General features: G+C 64.6%; 15 protein-coding genes. 5 read left to right on the top strand and 10 right to left on the bottom strand.

Annotated elements, in window-relative coordinates; genetic code table 11:
* Positions 1-3: 3 nt before the first annotated feature.
* The 6 genes from sufU to FRC98_RS03150 all read right to left on the bottom strand — a co-directional run bounded on the left by sufU (position 4) and on the right by FRC98_RS03150 (position 5,953).
* On the bottom strand, positions 4-480 hold the full coding sequence (sufU, locus tag FRC98_RS03175; protein ID WP_146979840.1) for a Fe-S cluster assembly sulfur transfer protein SufU: 477 nt from the start codon (positions 478-480) through the stop codon (positions 4-6).
* Positions 477-1,721: a cysteine desulfurase gene (locus tag FRC98_RS03170; RefSeq protein WP_146979839.1), complete on the bottom strand. Its 1,245-nt coding sequence runs from the start codon at positions 1,719-1,721 to the stop codon at positions 477-479. The genes sufU and FRC98_RS03170 overlap by 4 nt, the downstream gene beginning before the upstream one ends.
* 45 nt (positions 1,722-1,766) lie before the next feature.
* Complete coding sequence (gene sufD, locus FRC98_RS03165; protein ID WP_146979838.1) at positions 1,767-3,104, bottom strand: Fe-S cluster assembly protein SufD; 1,338 nt, start codon at positions 3,102-3,104, stop codon at positions 1,767-1,769.
* On the bottom strand, positions 3,101-3,859 hold the full coding sequence (sufC, locus tag FRC98_RS03160; RefSeq protein WP_146979837.1) for a Fe-S cluster assembly ATPase SufC: 759 nt from the start codon (positions 3,857-3,859) through the stop codon (positions 3,101-3,103). The genes sufD and sufC overlap by 4 nt, the downstream gene beginning before the upstream one ends.
* A gap of 109 nt (positions 3,860-3,968) precedes the next feature.
* Positions 3,969-5,405 carry a Fe-S cluster assembly protein SufB gene (gene sufB / locus FRC98_RS03155; RefSeq protein ID WP_146979836.1) on the bottom strand — a complete coding sequence of 479 codons (1,437 nt, stop codon included), beginning with the start codon at positions 5,403-5,405 and terminating at the stop codon, positions 3,969-3,971.
* A gap of 56 nt (positions 5,406-5,461) precedes the next feature.
* Positions 5,462-5,953, bottom strand: a complete 492-nt coding sequence (locus tag FRC98_RS03150; RefSeq protein WP_146979835.1) for an RrF2 family transcriptional regulator — start codon at positions 5,951-5,953, stop codon at positions 5,462-5,464.
* 357 nt (positions 5,954-6,310) lie between these two features.
* Here FRC98_RS03150 and ligA point away from each other — a divergent pair, with 357 nt between their 5' ends.
* Positions 6,311-8,293: an NAD-dependent DNA ligase LigA gene (gene ligA, locus FRC98_RS03145; protein WP_146979834.1), complete on the top strand. Its 1,983-nt coding sequence runs from the start codon at positions 6,311-6,313 to the stop codon at positions 8,291-8,293.
* A 273-nt stretch (positions 8,294-8,566) separates the two neighbouring features.
* Positions 8,567-9,841 (top strand): hybrid sensor histidine kinase/response regulator, encoded by a 1,275-nt coding sequence (locus tag FRC98_RS03140; protein ID WP_146979833.1) that lies wholly within the window; start codon positions 8,567-8,569, stop codon positions 9,839-9,841.
* Between the two features lie 14 nt (positions 9,842-9,855).
* Here the strand turns inward: FRC98_RS03140 and FRC98_RS03135 are convergent, their stop codons facing one another.
* From FRC98_RS03135 to era, 4 genes are all read right to left on the bottom strand, one after another.
* Complete coding sequence (locus FRC98_RS03135; protein ID WP_146979832.1) at positions 9,856-10,692, bottom strand: class I SAM-dependent methyltransferase; 837 nt, start codon at positions 10,690-10,692, stop codon at positions 9,856-9,858.
* A complete protein-coding gene (locus FRC98_RS03130; protein ID WP_146979831.1) occupies positions 10,689-14,243 on the bottom strand; it encodes a serine/threonine-protein kinase in 3,555 nt (1,184 codons plus the stop codon). The genes FRC98_RS03135 and FRC98_RS03130 overlap by 4 nt, the downstream gene beginning before the upstream one ends.
* A 27-nt stretch (positions 14,244-14,270) precedes the next feature.
* The gene (der, locus tag FRC98_RS03125; RefSeq protein WP_146979830.1) at positions 14,271-15,593 is read right to left on the bottom strand and encodes a ribosome biogenesis GTPase Der; all 1,323 of its coding nucleotides are present in this window, start codon (positions 15,591-15,593) and stop codon (positions 14,271-14,273) included.
* A 77-nt stretch (positions 15,594-15,670) separates the two neighbouring features.
* Positions 15,671-16,615 carry a GTPase Era gene (gene era / locus FRC98_RS03120; RefSeq protein WP_146979829.1) on the bottom strand — a complete coding sequence of 315 codons (945 nt, stop codon included), beginning with the start codon at positions 16,613-16,615 and terminating at the stop codon, positions 15,671-15,673.
* A gap of 61 nt (positions 16,616-16,676) precedes the next feature.
* Between era and FRC98_RS03115 the strand changes: the two genes are divergently transcribed.
* From FRC98_RS03115 to FRC98_RS03110, 3 genes are read left to right on the top strand one after another with little or no spacing between them, the layout of a single operon-like run.
* Positions 16,677-17,003 carry a tol-pal system YbgF family protein gene (locus FRC98_RS03115; RefSeq protein ID WP_146979828.1) on the top strand — a complete coding sequence of 109 codons (327 nt, stop codon included), beginning with the start codon at positions 16,677-16,679 and terminating at the stop codon, positions 17,001-17,003.
* 56 nt (positions 17,004-17,059) lie between these two features.
* Positions 17,060-18,583: a hypothetical protein gene (locus tag FRC98_RS21240; protein WP_230467220.1), complete on the top strand. Its 1,524-nt coding sequence runs from the start codon at positions 17,060-17,062 to the stop codon at positions 18,581-18,583.
* On the top strand, positions 18,580-19,350 hold the full coding sequence (locus FRC98_RS03110; protein WP_230467219.1) for an ABC transporter ATP-binding protein: 771 nt from the start codon (positions 18,580-18,582) through the stop codon (positions 19,348-19,350). The genes FRC98_RS21240 and FRC98_RS03110 overlap by 4 nt, the downstream gene beginning before the upstream one ends.
* The last annotated feature ends 12 nt before the right edge of the window (positions 19,351-19,362 follow it).

Below are 19,362 nucleotides of genomic sequence, written 5' to 3'. Positions count from 1 at the left end.
GGGTTACTCCTTGCTCCAGATGTCCGAGTCGCCCTCGGTGGAGGTCACTTCGTCGCCTTCGAGGGCGGCGTTCATGGCGTGCCAGGGGAGCACGGCGCATTTGACGCGCTGGGGAAGCTGGGCGACGCCCTCGAAGACCGTGAGGTGGCCGAGGCTGTGGTCGCCCTGCATGTCGAGTTCGCCGGTGAGCATGGCTCGGAACTCTTCGATGAGTTGCTCGGCGGACTCGACCTTTTTGCCCTTGATGCGGGTGGTCATCATGGAGGCTGCGGCCTTGGAGATGGCGCAGCCGCTGCCCTCAAAGCCGACGGCTTCGACGATGTTGTCGTCGTTGACGCGAGCGTAGATGGTGTAGTTGTCCCCGCAGAGAGGGTTGGTTCCCTGGGCGACGCGGTTGGCGCCTTCGAGGGGACCGAAGTTACGAGGGTTGCGATTATGATCCAGGATCACCTCCTGGTAGAGCGCGCGCATATCACTCATACGCCGAAGATCTCCTTGACCGAGTAAATGCCGGCGACGAGGCGGTCGATGTCCTGGTCGTCGTTGTAAAATGCGAAGGAAGCGCGGGCGGTGGCCGGCACTCCGAGGCGAGTCATGACGGGCTGGGCGCAGTGGTGCCCGGCGCGGATGGCGACGCCCTCGCTGTCGAGGATGGAGCCGATGTCGTGGGGGTGGACGCCTTCGATGTCGAAGGAGAGGACGGAGGCCTTGTGTTCGGCGGTGCCGATGAGGCGCACGCCGGGGATGGCGCTGAGGCGCTCGGTGGCCTTGTCGAGGAGTTCGGCCTCGCGGGCGGCGATGCGCTCGAAGCCGAGCTCCTGGAGGTAGTCGATGGCCGCGCCCATGCCCACACCTGCGGCGATGGAGGGGGTGCCAGCTTCGAACTTGTGAGGGAGTCCGTTGTAGGTGGTGCCTTCCCAGCTGACGTTGAGGATCATGTCGCCGCCGCTTCTGTAGGGCGGCATCTTCTCGAGCCAGTGCTCTTTGCCGTAGAGGACACCGATGCCGGTGGGGCCGCAGAGCTTGTGGGAGGAGAAGGCGTAGAAGTCGGCGTCGAGGGCCTGCACGTCGACTTTCATATGGGCGACGGCCTGGGCGCCATCAATGAGCACCGGGATGTCGCGGGCGTGGGCGCGGGCGATGATCTCTTCGATGGGATTGACGGTGCCGAGCGCGTTGGAGACGTGGTTCACGCCGACGATGCGGGTGCGCTCGGTGAGCAGGTCGTCGAGCCCGTCGAGGATCAGTTCGCCGCGGTCGTTGATGGGGATGACGTCGATAGAGGCGCCGACCTCTTCGCAGATGCGCTGCCAGGGGACGATGTTGGCGTGGTGCTCCAGCGCGGAGAGGAGCACGCGGTCGCCCTCTTTCAGGAAGGCCTTACCGAAGCTATGCGCCACGAGGTTGATGGCGTCGGTGGTGCCGCCGGTAAAGATGCACTCTTTGAGCGAGCGCGCGTTGAGCAGATTCTTGACCTTGAGGCGTACGTCTTCGAAGGCCTGGGTGGCGCGCTGGCTCAGGGTGTGGACGCCGCGGTGCACGTTGGAGTGCAGCGTGCTGTGGTACCAGACCAGCCGGTCGATGACCTGTTGGGGCATCTGCGCGGAGGCGGCGGTGTCGAGGTAGGCCAGCGGGTGGCCGTGGATCGACTGCGCCAGGATGGGGAAGTCGGCGCGGACCTCCTCCCAGGAGCGACTGAGAGCGGTGGGTTGTGCGGACATCTTTACCTCGTTGGGCCCGGGCGGCTGCCCGGGCCCGTGTGTTGCTTAGAGCCCGGTGTCGGTGGAGGCGATCACGGCGTCGGCCAGGGATTCGCGCACCGATGCGACGGTGATGGTCTCGATGACTTCGGCGGCGAAGGCAAAGGTGAGAAGGTTGCGTGCCTTCGCCTCGTCGATGCCGCGGCTCTGCAAGTAGAAGAGCTGCTCGTCTTCGAGTTGCCCGACGGTGGCGCCGTGGGAGCAGACGACATCGTCGGCTAGAATCTCAAGCTGGGGCTTGGTGTCGACGTGACCCCGAGCCGAGAGGATGAGGTTCTGGTTGAGCTGCTCGGAGCGGGTGTTCTGGGCGTCCTCGCGGACAAAAATCTTACCGTTGAACACCGTGTGGGCACGGTCGTCCACGATGGTCTTGTGGAGCTGGTAGCTGCGCGAGTTGGGCAGCGCGTGGTCGATGGCGGTGTGGGTGTCGGCGACCTGGTTGCCGCGCACGAGTGCGAGCCCGTCGAGGGTGCAGTCGATGTTCTGACCGACGTAGCGGGCGTAGGAGTCGTTGCGGGAGAGCGCCGCGCCCAGGGTGACGGCCGTGGAGATGTAGCGGGCGTCTTGAGACAAGGTCACCAGGTTACGAGCGACGTGGAAGGCGTCGGTGGATTCGCGCTGCACTTTAAAGTGCTTCACGTCGGCGTTGGCGCCGACGATAACTTCGTCGACAACGTTGTTGAGGTAGGCGCCCTCCCCTGCCCCGCGGTACTCCTCGACCACAGTGAGCTGTGCGCTCTCTCCGGCGACGATGAGGTTTCGGGGGTTGGCGTGCACCGCGCCCTTCTCACCGGTGGTGAGAAAGAGCAGGTGGATCGGCTTCTCGACGACCTTGCCGCGAGGCACGAGCACGACCGCGCCGTGACCAAACTGGGCGGTGTTAACTTCGTAGAAGACGTCGTTGTTGAAGTAGTCGTTGGTGCCGACATACTCCGCCAGAGTATCGATCTGGTCGTGGTCGAGGATCTGGCTCCAGTCGGCGATCACGACGCCTTCGGGCAGCTCGGCCACCGAGGAGCGGGTGCTGTCGAAGCGCCCGTTGATGTAGACGAGCGTCGCGGCGCAGTCTTCGGCGAGCTTGATGGCGTCGATGGCCTCATCGTCGGGCTCGAAGCTGACGTCGTCCGGAGAGATGAACTCCGTGTCGAAGATGGTGGCCGGCTTGATGAAGCGCCACTCCTCATGACGGGAAGTGGGCACGTCGATGGAGGTGATGCGCCCGAGCGATTCGGTGCGCAACGCCGCCCACCAGCCGGGGAGCCCCTGGTCTGCCAGGGGGCCGGGCTGAGCGAGCGACTCACCGATGAAGGGGTGCTGCTCTGTGGTGTTTTTTAGCGCGCTCATGCCGCTCCTTGCTCTTCCAGGATCCAGTCGTAGCCACGCTCTTCGAGCTCAAGGGCGAGCTCTTTGCCGCCGGACTTGACGAGCTGACCGCCGGCCATGACGTGAACGTAGTCAGGCTGCACGTAGTTGAGGAGGCGCTGGTAGTGGGTCACGAGCACCACGGCGTTACCTTCGTTGGAGAGGGCGTTGATGCCGTTGGCGACCACGCGCAGCGCGTCGATGTCCAGACCGCTGTCGGTCTCGTCGAGGAGGGCGACGCGGGGGTTAAGCACGGCCATCTGCAGGATTTCGTTGCGCTTTTTCTCCCCACCGGAGAAGCCAACGTTGACGCTGCGGTTGAGAAAGGCCGGATCCATCTCGACGAGCTTCATGCGCTCGCGGACGTAGTCGTCGAACTCCAGCGGGTCGAGCTCATCGAGGCCGTTGGCGGTCTGTTTGGCGTTGTAGGCCTGACGGAGGAAGGCGGCGTTGGTGACGCCGGGGACTTCGACCGGGTACTGGAAGGCCAGGAAGAGTCCGGCGCGGGCGCGCTCGTCGGCTTCAAGCTCAAAGAGGTCGTTGCCCTCGAAGGTGACTTCGCCGCCGGTGACTTCGTAGGAGGGGTGGCCAGCGAGGACCTTGGTCAGCGTGCTTTTGCCGCTGCCGTTAGGGCCCATGATCGCGTGCACTTCTCCGGGATTCACGGTGAGGTTGACACCTTTGAGGATCGTCTCGTCGCCAACCGTGGCTCGTAGATCTTTGACTTGCAGTAGCATAGTGCGTCCTTCGATTTAAGAGCGCGGTCGGGAAACGACGCGCTCGTCACGTTTGAAGATGGAGCGGGCGGCGGCCTGTGGGCCGGTTCCGCGGGATACTATGTGGGGCTTAGCCCACCGAACCTTCGAGTTTGATGCCGAGAAGGGCCTGAGCCTCGACGGCGAACTCCATCGGGAGCTCCTGGAAGACGTCTTTGCAGAAGCCGTTGATGATCATGGAGATGGCGTCTTCCATCTCGATGCCGCGCTGCTGGAAGTAGAAAATCTGGTCCTCACCGATGCGCGAGGTCGAGGCCTCGTGCTCCACTTTGCCGGTGGGGTTGCGCACATCGATGTAAGGGAAGGTGTGCGCGCCGCAACGGTCGCCGATGAGCATGGAGTCGCATTCGGAGTAGTTGCGCGCGCCGTCGGCGCCGGGGGTAATTTTGACCAGGCCGCGGTAGCTGTTCTGCGAGCGGCCCGCCGAGATGCCCTTGGAGATGATGGTGGAGCGGGTATTTTTGCCGATGTGCACCATCTTGGTGCCGGTGTCGGCCTGCTGCATGTTGTTGGTCAGCGCCACCGAGTAAAATTCGCCGATGGACTCATCCCCTTTGAGGATGCAGGAGGGATACTTCCAGGTGATGGCCGAGCCGGTCTCCACCTGGGTCCAGGAGATCTTGGAGCGGCGACCGGCGCAGAGGCCGCGCTTGGTCACGAAGTTGTAGATGCCGCCCTTGCCTTCCTCGTCGCCGGCGTACCAATTCTGGACGGTGGAGTATTTGATTTCGGCATCATCGAGGGCCACGAGTTCGACGACCGCTGCGTGCAGCTGGTTGGTGTCGAACTGCGGGGCGGTGCACCCTTCCAGGTAGCTGACGTGGCCGCCGTCTTCGCAGACGATGAGCGTACGCTCAAACTGCCCGGTGTTCTGGGTGTTGATGCGGAAGTAGGTCGAGAGCTCCATCGGGCAGCGTACGCCTTTGGGCACGAAGACAAAGGAGCCGTCGGTGAAGACCGCCGAGTTGAGCGCGGCGTAGAAGTTGTCGGTGTAGGGCACGACCGAGCCGAGGTACTTCTTGATGAGCTCGGGGTGCTCACGGGCCGCCTCGGAGAAGGAGCAGAAGATGACGCCCGCTTCGCTCAGACGCTTCTTGAAGGTCGTGGCTACCGAGACCGAGTCGAAGACGGCGTCGACGGCGACGTTCTGCAGCATCTTCTGCTCGTGGAGCGGGATGCCGAGCTTCTCGTAGACGTCGAGGATGTCGGGGTCGACCTCATCGAGGCTGGCCTTCTTCTCTTTCTCTTTGGGGGCAGCATAATAGATGATGTCGTCGAAGTTGGGCTTCTCGTAGTGGACGTTGGCCCACTCGGGCTCCTCCAGGGTGAGCCAGTGACGGTAGGCCTTGAGGCGGAACTCAAGCATGAACTCCGGCTCGTTCTTCTTGGCCGATATCAGACGGATGACGTCTTCGTTGAGCCCCGGGGGGATCGTCTCGGTCTCAATGTCCGAGACGAACCCGTACTTATAGGGGCGATCCAGCATGGACTCGATATTTGAACTCATCGTCTTACCTCGGGGTTGGTGATGCCTGGGGAGCGTGCCTGAAGGTGTGTTGAAGCTCAGTGTGAAGAGCTCTGGGTCGAAGGCCGCTCGGAGTGCGTAAGGTGCTGACGGCTCAGGTGGCGACGCACGCTGGCTTCGTCTGCCAGGAGCGTGGCCAACGAGATCCCGTCGAGGGTCTCAATGACAAAGTTGGAAATGTACGACCAGACCGGTCGAATCGAGCAGCCGCAGCCTCGCGCACACCGCTCCAACTCGCCGGTGTGTCGCTCGCAGATCTCTTCGACCTCAAAGAGGCCACCGAGCACGCGGATCACATCGCCCAGGCTGACCTCGTCGGCGGGCGCGGCCAGCAGGAAGCCGCCCTGGGCGCCGCGGCGCGAGTCGATAAGGCCGCCCTGGGAGAGGGTGCGCAAAATCTTCTGGGTGTAAGGCAGCGACATTCCCTCCAGGTCGGCCACAGCCTGCGCCGAGATCGACTCGCCAGGAGGCTGTTCGGCCACCCGGAGCATGCAGCGCAGCCCGTATTCTTCAAGCGCTGTGATCTTCATCGAAACCTCGGTCTTCTGGAGGGGACTCAACTAACTCTAAGCGCCGTGTGCGCTGGGCGGCTCGATAGCATACTCAAACGTACGCATTCAAGGTGCTTTCGACCATTCCATACACTTTTGTACGGATTAACACAAAACCTCACCCTGCGGGGCTCGGGTTACGCGGGTAACGGCCGGGTATCGGACTTTCTTTCCGCTCCGAGCACTATTTTCGAGAAAGCACGCGCTGCCAGCGTCGCGTCGCAGGGATCAGCCTTGAGCAAACGCCCGGCTCGCGCCATAACTCCCGGTCGTGCCCGGTGGCGGCAGCCGGCGAGATAGAATGCAGTGCAGACCCGATGACGTGGAGCAGTAAAGATGAGCGCCCCAACCTGGGAAGACCTTTCGATTGAAGAGCTCGAAGAGCAGGTGCGTTACCACAACCGCAAATACTGGGTGGATGACGCTCCGGAGATCAGCGATGAGTCGTTTGATCGTCTGGTGGAGGCGCTGCGTCGAAAGGCGCCGTCGAGCGAGGTACTCGATCAGATCGGGCCGGCCGGCGCCGACGTCGACGCGATCGACCCGAACGCCGAGAAGCTCACCCACGATCCGCCGATGCTCTCGCTGGATAAGGCGTACGACGAGGCCACCCTTCTGAAGTGGTATGAGAAGTTCGAGGGGGATGTGGTTGTGACGCCCAAGGTCGACGGCGTTGCCGGATGTTTTCGCTACGACGCCCAGGGTCGGCTGAGCGTGGCGGCGACCCGGGGTACGGGCACCGTCGGCGAGGTGATCACCGAGCAGGTCAAACGCATTAAGAAGCTGCCGCTGAAGGTCGACGCGTCTTCGATTGAGGTGCGCGGCGAGGCCTATATGCCGGTGGAGGTGTTTGAGCGGAAGTTTAAGCACGATTACGCCAGCCCCCGAAATCTGACCGCGGGCGCACTTAAACTCAAAGATCCGGAAAAGACCGCGGACTACGAGCTGCGCTTCTTCGCCTTTGACCTGCTTGGCGAGACCTTTGAGAGCGAAGCCGAGAAGATGGCGCGGCTCAAGGCGCTGGGATTTGAGACGCCGGAGACGTTTCAGGTCAGTGACGAGGCGATTCAGGCCACCTACGACGATATCTCGAAGCGTCGCGGGCAGCTGGGCTATGAGACCGACGGGGTCGTGTACAAAGCCAACAGCATCGCCGAGCAAAAACGCCTGGGTTCGACCGCGCATCACCCGCGCTGGGCCATCGCCTATAAGTTTCAGGGGGACGCTGGCGAGAGCGTGCTGCGCGATGTGGTGTGGAACGTCTCGCGCACCGGGGCGATCAACCCGGTGGGCATCGTCGATCCGGTGGTGCTCTCCGGCGCGACGGTGACCCGGGTGAGCCTGCATAACCTGGCGATTATGGAGCACCTGGGCGGTGAGGAAGGCCTGAAGCTCGGATCGAAAGTGCTGATGATGCGCCGAGGCGGGGTCATCCCCAACCTGGAGCGGGTGCTGGAGGGAGGCGATGAGCCCGTCGCGATCCCGAGCGCGTGCCCGGAGTGCGGCGCGCCCACCGAGCGGCAAAACGACGTGCTGATGGCCAACCACAGCGAGAACTGCCGCGCTGCAAAGATCCGCCAGATCGAGCATTTTGTGAGCCGCATGGAGATCAAAGGCTTTGGCCCGAAACTCCTCGAGCAGCTCTACGACGCCGAGCTCGTCACCTCGCCGGTGGACCTCTTTACGCTGAGCGCCTCGGAGCTGATGGGGCTGAAGCGCGTCGGCGAGATTCTGGCCAACAAGCTCATTGAGCGTATTGGCGGCCGCAAAGAGGTGGAGGTCGAGAAGTTCTTGCAGGCGCTCGGCATCCATGAGCTCGGCAAACACGTCAGCGCCATACTCGCCGAGCGCTACGACTCGATGGAGGCGATTCGCGCGGTGGAGGCCGAGGCGTTTGCCGAGGTGCACACCATTGGCGAGGTGATCGCCGAGTCGGTGACCCGCGGGTTGCAGGAGAACGCCGAGCTTATCGACGATCTGCTGGAGCATATCACGCTGGTCTTCCCCACCCCGCGGGAGGCGCCGGCGGTGGAAGGTTCGCCGCTGGCCGGAAAGCGCGTGCTCTTTACGGGCGCGATGGAGTCGATGACGCGCAAAGACGCGCAGGCCGAGGTCGAAAAACGCGGAGGCGACTGCCCCTCCTCGGTGGTCAAAGATCTGGACTACCTGGTGATGGGCGACGCCGATATGGAGCGCTTTGAGGGCGGCTGGCGCTCGAGCAAGCTCAAGAAGGCGGAGAAGTTCAACGCCGAGGGCGGCAACATCGCGATCATTGGCGAGTCGACCTTCTTGAAGCTGCTGGAAGAAGGCGAAGGCTAAATATTTCAGGGGCTCAGACTGTTTGATTCACAGTCTGAGCCCTGCCTGTGTTTAACCCTGCCAAATGGCAAGTGCTTAGACGTAGCAATAAGTGAGGTCGGGGTGTTCAATACGCCTTTTACGCCGGGGGAGCATCTGTTAGTCTTCGCTTCACTTCGACACTGACCTACGTTCCGCGGCGCAGCAGCCCGGTCGCCTTGAACCTGCGACCCGCGCGCGGCAACCGCGCTCAGGGGCAGCCCCCCTGAGTCCGAGCGCTCAACGGGTGATGTTATGACCAGCTTTACGGGTGCGCAGTCTCGGGGGACCTTTCTGGTGGTCGACGACGAGCCGGATATCCTCGACGCGATCGCGCGCCTTTTTCGTAAAGAATACACCGTGCTCACCGCCCAGTCGGTGGAGGAAGCGCTCAAGCTCATCGCCGCGCACGACGTGCAGGTGGTGATGACCGACCAGCGCATGCCGAAGATGTCGGGCATTGAGTTTCTGGCCGAGCTGCGCGAGGACCACCCCGAGATCGTGCGGGTGCTTTTTACGGGCTACTCCAACATTTCCGACGTCATCGACGCGATCAACGAGGGGCACGTCTACCGCTACATCTCCAAGCCCTGGAAGCCGGTGGAGCTGCGCCTATTTGTGGCGCAGGCCTTTGAGTATTACCGGGCGCAGCGGGAGCGGCGAGAGTTGATGGCGCAGCTGCGCGAGGCCAACGAGCAGCTCGAAGAGCAGAACGCGCTCTTGAGCGCTGCCAACGAAGAGCTCAAGCTGCTCGATCGGGTCAAAAACGTCTTTATGGAGGTGGTCAGCCACGAGCTGAACACCCCAATTGCGATCGTGTTTGGCTACACCTTCCTGCTGCGTAAAGAGCTTGGCGAAGACCTTTCCTCGGTGGCGTCCAAGGCGCTCAGCGGGATCGATTCGAGCGCGGTGCGGCTCAAGAATATCTCCAACCGCATCTTTAAGATGCTCGGCGATGACGGGTCCGGTGAGGCGCTGGATCTGGAGTGGGTAGACGTGCGTAAGTTCGTGGACTCGCTGCAGGACCAGCTTGATCCCTTTCTTCAGAAACGAAATCAGCGCCTGGAGACCGTCGTTGCGCCGGAGGCTCAGAGCATTCTGGCCGACGAAGATAAGCTCAACGACATGTGCCTGAACCTGCTGATGAACGCGATCAAGTTCTCGTACGACGATCAGGTCATCACGCTGGATATCGGGCTCTCCGACGATCCGGAGGTGCTGGCGTTGACGGTGCGCGACAGCGGCGTGGGAATCTCCGACGACGACATCGCGCAGATCTTCGACGTGTTTTTCAGCACCTTTAACACCGGCCACCACTCCTCGGGGCAGTTCGAGTTTAATAAGCGGGGGATCGGGCTGGGGCTGGCGGTTGCCAAACGTTTTGCCGAGATGCACGGGGGCTACATCAAGGTCGACAGCGAAGAGGGGCGCGGCTCGCTCTTCACGGTGTATTTGCCGGTGCGACCGGAGCAGCAGACGCTGCGCAGCAGTGTGCAGACGCGGCAGCTGGCGCAGCACGCGCCGCACTGAGCTAGCCTCCCACCTTACGCGTCCATCAGCTCCAGACGCGCTTTAAGCAGCGCATGGCGGGGATGATTCAGCGGCACCTTTGCGAAGGCGTCAAAGGCACGGCTGTGCTCGCCGGCGACCCACCACAGCCAGGTGTGGTCGGCCGGGTCGTGGCCACCGGCGGCCCGCCAACGCTCGAGGACGCGCTCGCCGCAGGTCGCGCGTTCGGCCAGGGCGTCGAAGTTGGCCGGGCGCGCGCCCGCGAGCACCATCCACTCGCCGGCGATAGGCTGAGCGAGGGTCAAGGGTTGGGAGAGTTCTGTGGCGATCGCGCGGAGCTCGTGCTCGTGGATGCCCAGCAGCGCCGGCTCCAGGCTACGGATCGGGTCGGCGTCGAGCGCGGTCTGGTCGAGCACAAAGAGCGCCGCGCCCTGCCCGGCCAGCTCCAGTACGCGACGCACGTGGGCGCTGGCACGCTCGGCGCGTTGAGCCCGGGTGGAGGCGCGGCCGTCGACCAGCGCGCCGATGGCGATGGCGAGCGTAAAGGGGCCGGCGGCGTCGACCCGTGGGTCGAAGAGGTCGGCGTGCAAAAGGTTGGCGTCGGAGCTCAGTGTGGCGAGCGTCTGGCGAGCGTGGTCGACGACTGCGGGGTGGCGCTCAACTCCCAGGTATCGGGCGGGATGAGGATGAAGGTAGGCGGCGAGAGCCGCCGGGCCGCATCCCAGATCCACGATGTGGTCGCCGGGGTGCGGTCGGAGCGCGGCGCAGGTCAGCTCAAAGCGCAACCACTGCTCCAGGCGATGGCGCCAGCCAGCGCGCTGCGCCGGTTCGCGGGCACGCGAGAGTTCCTGATAATAGTCGCCGTGGCTCATTGAGGCTCGTCGCTCACCCTGCTCGACTCGATGTTGAGCCCGTCGAAGTCCCCGTGCAGGTTCTTCATAAGGCGGCGCAACGCCTCGACCACCTCCGTTTGCCCGTGAACATTGGCAACCTCGCAGGCCTCCTCAAAGAGCTCATAGACGCCGAAGGCGTTGAGGGCCGCTCCGCAAAGCACGGGGTCGCGCGTGGAGATGGTGGCCAAAAGCTCTCGCCAGCGGCCCAGCCGGGCCTGGGCGGCCAGCGTGGTCGCGAGCACCTGGGCGCGGGGGGCCACCTGAGCTGCGCGCTCAAATGCATCGTCGAGCGGAGCGCAGAGGTGCAGCGCGCGCGAGGGGTCACCGCTGCGCAACGCGATGAGCGCGAGGTTCAGACGCACCGCGAACTGCTCATTGGAGCCCATCGCCTCATAGAGTTTAAGCGCCTCTTCGGCGCGCTCGCGGGCGCGCTCCAGATGTCCCTGCAGGCGACTTCGTTCGGCCAGGTCATTGAGGCAGTCGGCGACCCCGCTGAGGTTGCCGACGCTCTCAAAGAGACGCATCGCCTCGACCGTCGCGACGCGGGATGCCTCGACATCGCCGGCTTTGCGGGCGACATCACCCAGGGCGTTGAGCGCGCGCGCCTGACCGTAGGCATCGCCCTGACGGGCGTATGCGTCGCGGGCGCGCTCCAGGCGCCGATGGGCCGCGTCGAGGTCTCCACTGAGCTCGGCAACTCGGCCGCCTTCCAGCTCGACACGGGCGAGCTCCCGGGAGGCCGAGCGCGCTTTAAAGACGTCGCGGGCCTGCTTGAGCAGGCTTTGCGCGCGCTCCAGATCGCCGGCATGGCGTGCGGCCACGCCGGCCCAGCTGGCGGCCTCGGCAGCAACGCCGTTGAAGCCAAGTGTGGCCGCCTGACGCTGGGCGGTCTCTGCGAGCGCACGGCAGAGGCCGTAGTCGGCGCGCGCCGCGGCGAGCCAGGCGCGGTCGACGGCGCATTGCAGCGCGGCGCGGCGGCCGGTGCGCTCTTCGAGGCTTTCGGCCAACCCCTCTCGCCAGGCGATAAGCTCCTCGGCGTGAGGATATTCGCTGCGCTGAATGGCCTGGGCGATGGCAAACCTCAGCGGCGTCATCGCGCGGTCGGCACGGTGCCCCTCGATCCAGTGCCAGGCGACGCGCTCGGCGACGCCGGGGGCACTTAAGGAATAGCGCTGCTCCAGAACATCGGCGGCGGCCTGGTTCCAGCGTGGCCAGCGGCCTGCTTCGCGTGCGGAGCGCTCCAGACTCTCCTGGAGAAGACCGTGCGCAAAGCGCCAGCCCTCGTCGTGGCGCTGGGCGAGGCTGGCGTCGGTGAGGCGAGGCCCCAGGTCGTCGGGGGCGGGCAACCCGGCGCGCTCGCAGACCGCCCGGAGCTCCTCAAGTTCAATGACAACTCCCAGGGTGGCGGCCACTTCGAGCTGCTGAATCACCGGGCCATCGATCGGACCGGCGAAGGCGCGCACGCGTTCATCCCAGAGCGCATGAAGACCATCGGGGATCGCGATGTCGGCGCCGGGGCGAAGCACAAAGCCCTCACGTCCCATCACCAGCTTGCCGCGCGCGACCCAGTCTGCGACCAGCTGCACCGCAAAGAGCGGTACCCCGCCGACGCGTTGAAGCACATGTTCAGCGAGCTCATGATCAAGGCGTAGCAACGTCCGCACCAGCGCCTCACCGTCCTCCGTCGCGAGCGCGTCCAGGGGAAGCCTCAACATCCCGCGCTGCTCAAGCGCGCCGAGCACATGTTGCTCGGCTGTGCGTTCAGTCAGAGCTTCGGTGCGCGCGGTCATGACGACCAGGATCGCCGCAGGGTCATGCGTCTGCATCACGTCGATGTAGCCCGCAAGATCGATGGCTTCCTGCCCCCAGGCCACGTCATCGAGCCAGAGGATCACAGGGCGCTGTGCTGCCAGGCGTTTGAGGTAATGGTAGATCACCGAGAAGCGGTCGCTCTGGGTGGTCAGGCGCATCGATTTCGCGCCCTCAGTCTTCCGCTCAGGTGCGGCGACCAGCTGGGCGAGTCCTTGAAGCATGCGCGGGTTGTTAACATCCAGCGGGGCACAGACGCGCTCCAGACGGCTGAGCGCATCGCCCGGCGGAAGATGCACACAGCCCAGATGGCGCGAGAGCATCGGGACGATGCCGTCGCGCGGCCCCTGCACCGGGCTATGCCAGGCCTCCAGCGCCACCGCCCCCCCGACCTCTTCCGCCCGCTCGCAAAGCCACCTCGCCAGCTGCGACTTCCCCGTGCCGGCCGCACCCTCAATCAGCACCATCCGCGCTCGCCGGCTGCGATGAACGCCGTGCAGCAGGCTCCAGAGCTTGTCACGCTCCTCTTCGCGATCGACCAGCGGGATCGCACGCAGACCAAAGAGCCCCAGGCTGATCCCGATAAGCTCATTGGAGATCGCCGCCTCCTGCCCCCGACGCCAGCTCAGCGGCAGCGGCGGCCCCGGGCTCACCGGCTCATCACATGTGGCCGCGGCCTCTTCGAGCGCATCGCCCCAATCCCCCGCGTTGAGCGAAGCCGTCGAGGAGCGCCGCGTCGCGCCGGCATGTAAATGGGGCAGAATGACGGTAGTATGCGACGCTCGAAACGCATCGTCAGCATCGCGCTCGCGATCATACCAGCTGACCGCCGCATCAAAGAGCGGTCCGCCCGCCTCACCTTCCCCCGGCAATGTCAGGTTCGCGAGCGCCCAGGCCGCATCGGCAGCACGCTGGAAACGATCGCAGGTGCGCTTGGCCATCATCTTCTCCACCCAGGCCTGCAGCCCCTCGGGGACCTCAAAACGAGGCTTCAGCGCAGGGACGGGCTCCTTGAGGTGACGCGCCGCGATCTGCCAGGGGGAAGCCCCCTCAAAAGGCCAGCACGCGCTCACCAGCTCGTAGGCCATGCAGCCCAGACCGTAAAGATCGGTCCAGGGGCCGTAGTCGCGCCAGAAGCCGCGCAGCTGCTCCGGCGCCATGTACTGCGGCGTGCCCCAGACCTTGCCGACCTTACCCTCGTCATCAAAGGTCGAGTCGACATGCACCAGCCCAAAATCCGTCAACTTCAGAGACCAGTCCGGGCCGCATCCTACAAGAACATTTTCGGGTTTAAGGTCGCGGTGAATCAGCCCACGGGCGTGGGCGTGGGCCAGCGCGTCGAGCATCTGCAGAAGCAATGCTTTGAGCTCCGGCCACTCCATGTGGCTCAAGTGATCGATCAGCGCCCCACCTCGCGCGTACTCCATCACAAGGTAGGGGCATCCCTCCACGAGCGCTCCCCCCGACTGACGTGCGGTCGAGGCCGCCACACTGCCGTAGTCGAGCAGCGTGACGATGTTGGGATGATCCAGCGCGGCGACCGCGCGCAGCTCCGCCTCAAAGGTGCGCCGATACTCTGCGTCGGTCACAACCTCCGGGTGCAGGATCTTGACGGCCACATCCACCCGGCTGGCCAGGTGGCGCCCCTCCCACACCTGGCCCATCCCCCCCTTGCCGATGGGCGCGACGAGCTCAAACTCCGAGCAGATGATCCTGGACACCGCTCCACTCCCGTGGCCTTAAGTCATTTAATCGCGTTCGCGTTGCTGACGCGGGCGCAGCACCGTGCGAAGGGGCACCCCTTCAAAGGTGTAGGCCTCGCGCAGCTGGTTCTCCAGATACTTCCGGTACGAGGGCGCCACCGCGTCAACATAGTTGACCGAGAACATAAAGGTCGGCGGGCGGGTGGCGACCTGCGAGATGTAGAAGAACTTCGCGCGGCGGTTGCCGTGCATCGGCGGCGAGTGCCGGGCCACGGCCCCTTCCAGGAAGCGGTTGAGCTCGGAGGTCTGAACGCGTCGGGTGTACTGCTCAAAGACCGTGTCGACCGCGCCGAGGATCTTGTGCACGCGCTGCCCGGTGAGCGCCGAGACAAAGATCACCGGCGCATAATCCACAAACTGCAGCTCTTGCCGCAGCGACTTCACATACTCGCCGGCGGTGTTGGTGTCTTTCTCGACGAGATCCCATTTGTTGACGAGGATCACGCAGCCGCGCCCGCGGTTCTGCACCACCGAGGCGATCTTTTTGTCCTGGGTGGAGATGGGCTGGGTGGCGTCGAGCACCAGCAGCGCCACATCGGCGCGGTCGATGCTGCGGATGGCCTGCACCACCGAGAACTCCTCAAGGCGCTGGCTGATGCTGCGCTTGCGGCGAAGACCGGCGGTGTCGATGACCAGGTACTCTTTGCCGTCGACGCGCACCATCGTGTCGATGGCGTCGCGGGTGGTCCCGGCCACATCGCTCGTGAGCAGGCGGTTTTCGCCCAGCAAGGCGTTGATCGTGCTGGATTTTCCGGCGTTGGGCTTACCCACCACGGCGATGCGCGCGAAAGGCTCGTCTTTAAGCACTTCGCCCTTGGGCGCGTGCTCCATCACGTCGTCCATCAGCGGGTCGAGGCCAATGCCGTGCTCCGCGCTCAGGGAGTAAAGAGGCACGCCCAGCTGATAGAAGTCCGCAAGGAACTGCTCCTGGCCGGTCCAGGTGTCGATCTTGTTGACCGCCAGATACACCGGTTTGTCGGTGGTGCGCAGCAACTCAAAAATCTCCTGGTCGGCTCCGGCAAGCCCGGCGCGACCGTCGACCACAAAGATGATGGCGTCGGCTTCATCGACGGCCAGCTGCGCCTGGTGGCGCATCTGCACGAGCATCGGGTCTTCGGAGCGCGGCACAAAACCACCGGTGTCGACCACGGTGAAGGGGCGGCCGAACCAGTCGCCATCGCCGTACTGGCGATCGCGGGTCACACCCTCAAAGTCGTGCACAATCGCGGTCTGCGACTCGATCAGGCGGTTAAAGAGGCGGCTCTTCCCCACGTTGGGGCGGCCGACGATGGCGATCATAAAGGCCATGGTAGTTTCGTCACTTGCATGGTGCGGCGGCGCAATTCGCGCGGCCATGTTGAACTTCGGAGGTGCTGCTCTTTTCTTTATTCGTAACCAAAACGGTGCAGGTGGCGCGACTTCTCGCTCCACTGCGGCTCGACGCGCACGAAGGTCTCTAAAAAGACCTGGCGGCCAAAGAAGCGCTCCAGTTCGGCGCGGGCAGCCTGCCCGATGGCTTTGATACGCTGGCCGCCCTGCCCGATGATGATGCCCTTCTGGCTGTCGCGCTCGACGTGAATCACCGCCGAGATCTCAAGCAGGTCGCGCGCCTCATCTTCATTAAAATGCTCGACCTCCACCGCCACGCTGTAGGGGATCTCTTTTCGGGTCTGCAGCATGACCTGCTCGCGTACAAACTCCGCGGCCAGAAAACGCTCGGCCTGGTCGGTGAGCATATCTTCCGGGAAGAGCAGCCCCTGGTGAGGAAGTTGCGCGAGCACCGTCTCCACAAAGGCATCGAGCTGCTCACCCGTCAGCGCGCTGAGTGGCACGACCGCGGCGTAATCGGTGCGCTCGGTGAGCGCGTCGATCATCGGGAGCAGGAGGTTCTTATCTTTGATCTGGTCGATCTTGTTGAGCACCAGCAGCGCGGGCACCTCGGCCTGGGAGAGACGTTCAATGACATAGCGTTCCTCCGGCGGAAGCCCCTGCTGGCCAGTGCGGCGCTGCCAGCCGGCGAGGGCTGCGGCGTCGACCATATGGCAGACCACGTCGACTTCGCGCAGGCTCTGCAGGGCGACCTCGTTCATCACCCGGTTGAGCCGCTTGGGCCCCTGGTGGATGCCGGGGGTGTCCACAAAGCAGAGCTGGCCCTTTCCACTTAAGGTCTGCACCCCTAAGATGCGGTTGCGCGTGGTCTGGGGTTTGGAGGTGGCGATGGCCACCTTCACGCCGAGCACGGCGTTCATCAGCGTAGATTTGCCCACGTTGGGCTGACCCACCAGAGCGACAAATCCGGCGGGCAGTTCAAGGGGTGTGGAGTCCGACATGAGTATTCCAGGGATAGCGCGCCGAGCGCGCGCACGGTTAGGGGCACTGCTGGTAGTAAGTATGCTGGCGATGATGGCCTGCTCCGAGCCGGAGGCCACCGAGACCGAGCTCTTTGAGGCGGCCGAGGTCCATTATCGCGGGGGAAACTACGGTGAGGCGCTCTCGGGGTACGAGGCGTTTTTGAAACGTTACCCAGCCAGCCCGCTGGCGCCGACCGTGGAGATGCGTCTTCGCAACATCCACCGCGAAGTCAGCTCCGTGATGGAGCGGCAGGGCTCGCCAAGCCCCGTCTATCACGGTTCGCGCGGCGATCAAAGCGCGGGCGCCGAGCCGCTGAACTTGCCGGAGCGCTCCGAGACGACTTCCCCCACGCATGCTAACGAATAAGGCGCATAGTCGCCAGATTGCCCCTCGACGTTGAACTTGCTCAGGCTGATTGAATTGTGAATGCCAACCTCTGGCGCGTGCTCGCGCTGCGGGGCCAGCAGTGGCGAAACCGCGCCGCTGCTCGCCACTCCAACCGACCGCTCACCCTGCTGATGAGCGCGCTGGGCGTGCTCGCGCTCCTGGGCGTCGGGCATCTTCTTGCGCCTGATCTGCTGGCGCCGCCCGAAGCGCTGGCGACGAGCCAGGGCGTCGAGGCCGATCGCCTGCCGCCGGGTCAGAACGCGCTGGAGGCGGCCTTCTGGCTGAGCGCTCTTCTGGCTTCGGTGCTCAACTTCCGGGTGATGGAGCTGCTCTTTCGGCGCAGTGATGCGCTGGCGTTGCAACCTCTGCCCATCCGGCCTTCGGCGTTTTTTGTGGACCGCACCCTCTCCACGCTCACCGAAGCGACTTTGAGCGCGGCGGCGGCCAGCCTGATTTTTGTGCCGCTGATGTGGAATGGGGGTGTGGGCGCGGCGCTGGCGTCGATCGCGATGCTCTTCGGGGCGTTGTGGTTGGGCGCGGGCCTCTCGATGTGCGCGATGGTGCTGGCCGGCCGACAGCTGATTCCTGACGAGCACTCCCAAAAAGGTGGGCCGAAGCTCGGTGGTGATATCTACGGCGGCAGCGGCCAGGTCTTTCTTTATGCGCCCGGCGCGGGGCTCGCGGCGGTGGTGATCGCCGCGCTTTTCTGGAAGTTACTCCTGGGTGAGCCGCTGCGCCTGGAGCGCATCAGTGAGCCTTTCTTAATCGGCAGCGCGCTGCTCGCCGGCGCCTGGCTTTTTGCCATGCTGACGTCGTGGCGCACTTTTGCGGGGCATTACCACGCGATGGCCGCGCGCTTCCGCGAGGCCGACAGCGCGGAGTTTCAGGCGGTGATGGACTACCAGCGCTCCTCCTTTGAGGTGCCGCAGCGCCTGGAGCGGGGTTTGAGCCGCGGTGCGGCGCTGGCCTACCGGGCGCTGGTACTCGACGGCGACCGCCGCCTGGCCGCCGGACGTGTGGGCTACGCCGTGGTCCTCGTGCTCGCCGCGGTGGGACTGGCCGTGATCGAAACGGCGGCGCGCCCCGGCTGGGCGGTGGCGATGGCGCCGACCTTAATGCTCGCGCTGATCATCAATCCCTGGCTGCGCGTCTCCCGCCAGGCCGGGCGTCTGCACAGCCCCACCGCGCTTGCGCTGGCGCCGACCGATGTGGACAACGCCGTGTTTCGCCTGGCCGTGCGCGAAGTCTTCTTTCTGGCCCTCCCCTTTGCGCTGCTCGTCGCGCTGATCAACGGACTATGGCGCACAGAGCCCGGCGCCTGGCTCGTCGCGCTCGCTTCGCTCGCGCTCGCCACGGGGCTTGCCGCGGCGCTGCGCCTGCTGCCCCAGACCCGCACCCGCGAGCGCTGGCTGCCCGCCGGCGTCACCCTGATACTCGCCGCGCTGGCCGGCCTCTCGCTCCCCGTCGCGCTGGTGGTGAGCGCCACCCTCATCGCCGCAGCCCTCGTTCTGCCCTCCCCGTCCTCCTCACCCGCCGCCCCCGGCCGGAGCCCCGCATGACCGCCCCCACCCCTGCCCTGGTCTTAGAGAACCTCACCAAGCGCTACCGCCGGCTTGTCGCCGTCAATCAGGTCAACCTGAGCATCGCGCCGGGCGAGTTTGTAGCGTTGATCGGCCCCAACGGCGCCGGCAAATCCTCGACGATGGGCTGCGTCGCCGGCATCACCGCCCCCGATGAGGGCAGCGTGCACATCAACGGCGTCGACGTGGTCGCAAACCCGGTGGAGGCCCGCAAACACCTGGGCTTTGTGCCCCAGCACCTGGCCATGCTCGATTACCTCACGGGCCTGGAGTACCTGCACTTTGTGGCCGAGCTGCGCGAACTTCCCGCAGCTCAGCGCGACGCCGAGATCGAGGAGCTGCTGGCCATCACCGAGCTCGAAGATGCTCGCCATGTCGTGCTCAAAGAGTACTCCGGCGGCATGGCCCGAAAGCTCGCCATCGCCTCGGTGCTGCTCGGCAGCCCCAAACTGCTGGTGCTCGACGAGTCCTTCGTCGGGCTCGACCCCGAATCCACCGCTCGCTTGCGCACTCGCCTCCAGCGCCACTGCGATCAGGGCGGCGCCATCCTCCTCTCCAGCCATATCCTGGATATGCTTGAGCGCCTCTGCTCCCGCTTCGTGCTCCTGCAGGGCGGCGAGCTCGCGATGGACATCAGCCGCGCCGAACTCGACCGGAAGATGAAGTCCGGCGAGGTGAGGGATTTGACGGAACTCTACCTGAAGACGACCGGAAAGATCGATCTTATTGGCAACATAAACCCCTGAAATCAAACCACT

Source organism: Lujinxingia vulgaris (genome assembly GCF_007997015.1).
Lineage (GTDB): Bacteria > Myxococcota_A > Bradymonadia > Bradymonadales > Bradymonadaceae > Lujinxingia > Lujinxingia vulgaris.
Note: the sequence above shows the minus strand (reverse complement) of the source record. Positions and strands in the feature narration are given on the sequence as shown.